Below are 3,669 nucleotides of genomic sequence, written 5' to 3' on the forward strand. Positions count from 1 at the left end.
CTCTGTCGCAGCGCGGGAATGTCATAGACGAATGTCTCACCCGGCTTGATCCCTGGGAAGCTGACGCCGGGGACGCCATCGAACTGGAATGGCAGCAGCAAGCCGTGCCAGTGGATCGAGCTGTCTTCATCGAGCGTGTTCGTGACCGCGAGCTGAACCGGCTGGCCTTCCTTGAGGCGAACCAGCGGACCCGGCACGCTGCCGTTGACGGCGATCGCGTGTCCGCGACGCCCCTGCACGACGCGAGGCCCTTCGCCGATTGTCAGAGCGATGTCGCGGCCCGACACCTCGTCGAAACCGGGGCGGATAGATTCATTACCGTGCAGATCGGCACCGCGGGCCCAGGCAGGCAGGGCCAATGCACCTGCGCCCAGCGCTCCAGCCCCTAACAGTCGTCGACGTGAAACCAGCAATTCGGACATGGGTCTTGCAACTCCTTTGGCCCTTGTCATATATACCCCCCAGGAGTATTGCAAGATACCCCGCGGGGTATTGCGGCAGATGGAGTGCTAAACGTGTCAGCAACCGATGGTTCCCGCATCGTCAATCGTCTTCGCAGGATCGAAGGACAGGTGCGCGGCGTCGCGCAGATGATCGAAGACGATCGCTACTGTATCGACGTCCTCAATCAGGTGCAGGCAGTAAAGGCTGCACTGGGTCGGGCCGAGAGCGAGATACTCAAGCGCCATGCTGCGTGCTGTGTGGCTGAAGCGATTGCCAGCGGCGACGCTGACGAGCAGAAGCAGAAGTTCGGCGAACTGGTCGACCTGTTCGAGAGGGCAAAGCGGTGACTTCCGTTCTTCGCCTTTTCGCCAGCCTGGCCCTCTTCCTCTCGGCAACGGTTGCGTTCGCGCACGGTGACGAAAAGCAGGGCGGCGAAGAGGCGCGTCCAGCGGCAAGCGAGGTCGCCCATGCTCAGCCCGGGCACGATATGGAGGCAACGGGAAGCGCTGCGATTTCGAATGAAGCCGTGGAAGGTCACGATGACGAGCAGGCTCAGAGCGAAGGTATCATCGGCGTTCTCAAGAGCCTGCATCCGGCAACGGTCCACTTTCCGATAGCGCTCTTCTTGATGGCCGCGCTTACCGAGCTGTTCGTTATGTCCCACCGTACACCCGAACGTGAAGCGGCCGTAAGGATCATGATCTTTGGCGGCGCTGCGGGAGGTGTCCTCGCCGCCCTCTTCGGGTGGATACACACTGGCCTGTGGTTCGGCGGCGATTTCGTCATGCAAGTCCACCGCTGGAACGGCATGCTGATTGCTGTGCTGGGCATTGCAGCAGCCTGGATTGCTTACCGCGCTTCAGGTTCGCGCGCTGCTCTGCGCGCATTGCTTTTTCCGATTGCCGCATTGCTCATTGTTCAAGGCTTCATGGGTGGAGAGCTCGCCCACGGACTCAATCATCTTAAGCTCTAAAGGAACCTCTCATGCGTCCCGTTACCCTCGCATTCGCTGGAAAGTTGCTTGTTGTGCCTTCCTGCCTGTTGACGCTTGCAGCATGCGGTGACCCCGAAATGCCGGTCGATGATGGAGCGCCGGCGGCTGAGACGACGATCGCTTCTCCCGCTGCGACCAAGCCCGAAGTTACGGCCACGCCCGCAACGGATGAGCCGATTGCCGTTCCTACCCAGGCTCCTTCGCCCAGTTCATCGCCCACTGCTTCGGCTCGCAAGGCCAGCCCTGCCCCTGTGGCGACACCTGCACCTGCCCCGACCGCAACGGCCGCTGCGGATCCGCATGGCGGGCACGACATGTCGAACATGTCGGAAGAGGACATGAAAACCATGGGACACGACTGATGAACTCGAATGGAAACAAGACCCGCCGCCCCCTTCTGCCCGTGCTCGGCACTGCACTTCTCGTAGCATGCACAGGCGCAGCTCAGGCTGCGAACTTCACCATGTACCGCGATCCCAGTTGCGGATGCTGCGAAGCCTGGGCAGCGCATATGCGCCACGGTGAAAAGCACGAGGTCGAGACGGTCGATCACCCCGACATGGCGTCGGTAAAGACTGAGCACGGCGTGCCAGATGACTTGCGTTCGTGCCATACGATGATCGCGGACGGCTATGTGATAGAAGGACATGTGCCTTCAACTGACGTCGAGCGCCTGCTCGCTGAAAGGCCCGAATGGGTCCAGGGTCTGGCGGTCGCAGGTATGCCGCTCGGCTCGCCAGGTATGGAAGCCGGGGGACGGACCCAGGCCTATCAGGTCATCGCTTTCGGCAATGGCCGCCGTGAGATTTTCGCGTCCTATCCCTGATCTCGATCACACACTCCTGCCACGCAGAGGAGGCCGACTATGAGCTGTTGCGATACCCATCACACGGAGGATGCGAGAGGGGAAGGCAGCGCGATCGATCCCGTCTGCGGCATGAGTGTTACGATCGAGGGCGCCACACATGTCGCTGAGCAGGATGGTGCGACCCACTACTTCTGTTCGGCGCGGTGCAAGGACAAGTTCGTAGCCGACCCGGAGCACTATCTTTCGGGCGCGCATCTCAATCAGGTTGAGGACGTTCCCGAAGGGACGATCTATACCTGTCCCATGCATCCCGAGATCCGCCAGGTAGGACCGGGAAGCTGCCCCATCTGCGGTATGGCGCTGGAGCCCGAGACGGTCAGCCTGGAGGATGGACCCGATCCCGAACTCGTCGACATGACGCGGCGCTTCTGGGTCAGCACGCTCTTCACCTTGCCGTTGTTCGTCTACGCGATGAGCGACATGGTACCCGGGATCAGCTTCGACCGGCTGATCGAGCCGGCAAGTGCGCAATGGGCCCAACTGTTTCTCGCTACACCGGTGGTGCTGTGGGGTGGCTGGCCTTTCTTCGTGCGGGCGTGGCAATCCATCAAGACCCGCAATCTCAACATGTTCACCTTGATCGGTTTCGGTGTTGCGATTGCCTTTCTGTTCAGCCTCGTCGCGACGCTCCTGCCCGATATATTCCCGCCCGCCTTCCGCGATCACTCTGGCCACGTCGGTGTCTATTACGAGGCGGCGGCGGTCATCACCACACTTGTCCTGCTCGGCCAAGTGCTTGAACTCAGGGCGCGCGGCTCGACATCGAGCGCTCTGCGTGCGCTTCTAGAACTCGCGCCGCCGACAGCGGTCAAGATATTCGGGGCCGGCGACGAGCGCGAAGTGTCGCTCGACCATTTGGCGAGCGGTGACCTGCTCCGCGTCCGCCCGGGTGACAAGGTACCGGTCGATGGCGAGGTGACCGAAGGCGCGAGCTCCATCGACGAGTCCATGATCAGCGGCGAGCCATTGCCGGTTTCCAAGAAGGTCGGCGACCAGGTGATCGGCGGAACGGTCAATCAGACGGGTGGCTTTGTGATGCGCGCTGGCGCAGTCGGTAAGGATACGATGCTGTCCAAGATCGTCCAGATGGTTGCCGAGGCACAGCGCAGCCGGGCACCGATCCAGCGCCTGGCCGACCAAGTCGCGGCCTGGTTCGTGCCTGCAGTGGTCGTGATAGCGGTCGTTACCTTTATTGTCTGGGCAATCTGGGGGCCTTTCCCGGCGCTGGCCTATGCACTGGTCAATGCGATTGCGGTCCTCATCATCGCCTGTCCTTGCGCGCTAGGACTAGCAACGCCGATGTCGATCATGACCGGCACCGGCAAGGGCGCCCAGCACGGCATCCTCATTCGCAACGCCGAGG

The 3,669-nt window shown here is 61.7% G+C and carries 5 protein-coding genes; 4 read left to right on the forward strand and 1 reads right to left on the reverse strand.

The window, feature by feature from the left end:
* Positions 1–422, reverse strand: a 422-nt coding sequence (locus AC4FIJ_RS16355; RefSeq protein WP_490337687.1) for a multicopper oxidase domain-containing protein, incomplete at its 3' end; no start/stop codon positions are given.
* Positions 423–515: 93 nt separating this feature from the next.
* Between AC4FIJ_RS16355 and AC4FIJ_RS16360 the strand changes: the two genes are divergently transcribed.
* From AC4FIJ_RS16360 to AC4FIJ_RS16375, 4 genes are all read left to right on the forward strand, one after another.
* The gene (locus AC4FIJ_RS16360; protein WP_348656913.1) at positions 516–791 is read left to right on the forward strand and encodes a metal-sensitive transcriptional regulator; all 276 of its coding nucleotides are present in this window, start codon (positions 516–518) and stop codon (positions 789–791) included.
* A complete protein-coding gene (locus AC4FIJ_RS16365; RefSeq protein WP_348656912.1) occupies positions 788–1,417 on the forward strand; it encodes a DUF2231 domain-containing protein in 630 nt (209 codons plus the stop codon). Before AC4FIJ_RS16360 ends, AC4FIJ_RS16365 begins: the two co-directional genes overlap by 4 nt.
* A 382-nt stretch (positions 1,418–1,799) precedes the next feature.
* Positions 1,800–2,264, forward strand: a complete 465-nt coding sequence (locus AC4FIJ_RS16370) for a DUF411 domain-containing protein (RefSeq protein WP_490337688.1) — start codon at positions 1,800–1,802, stop codon at positions 2,262–2,264.
* A gap of 39 nt (positions 2,265–2,303) precedes the next feature.
* Positions 2,304–3,669 (forward strand): HAD-IC family P-type ATPase (locus tag AC4FIJ_RS16375; RefSeq protein ID WP_490337689.1); only part of this gene is annotated, 1,366 nt, incomplete at its 3' end.

It is taken from the genome of Croceicoccus sp. (assembly GCF_983967925.1).

Bases quoted from the DNA above. Each gene is read 5' to 3' on its own strand.
- AC4FIJ_RS16370 (WP_490337688.1), top strand. From the start codon at position 1,800: ATGAACTCGAATGGAAACAAGACCCGCCGCCCCCTTCTGCCCGTGCTC.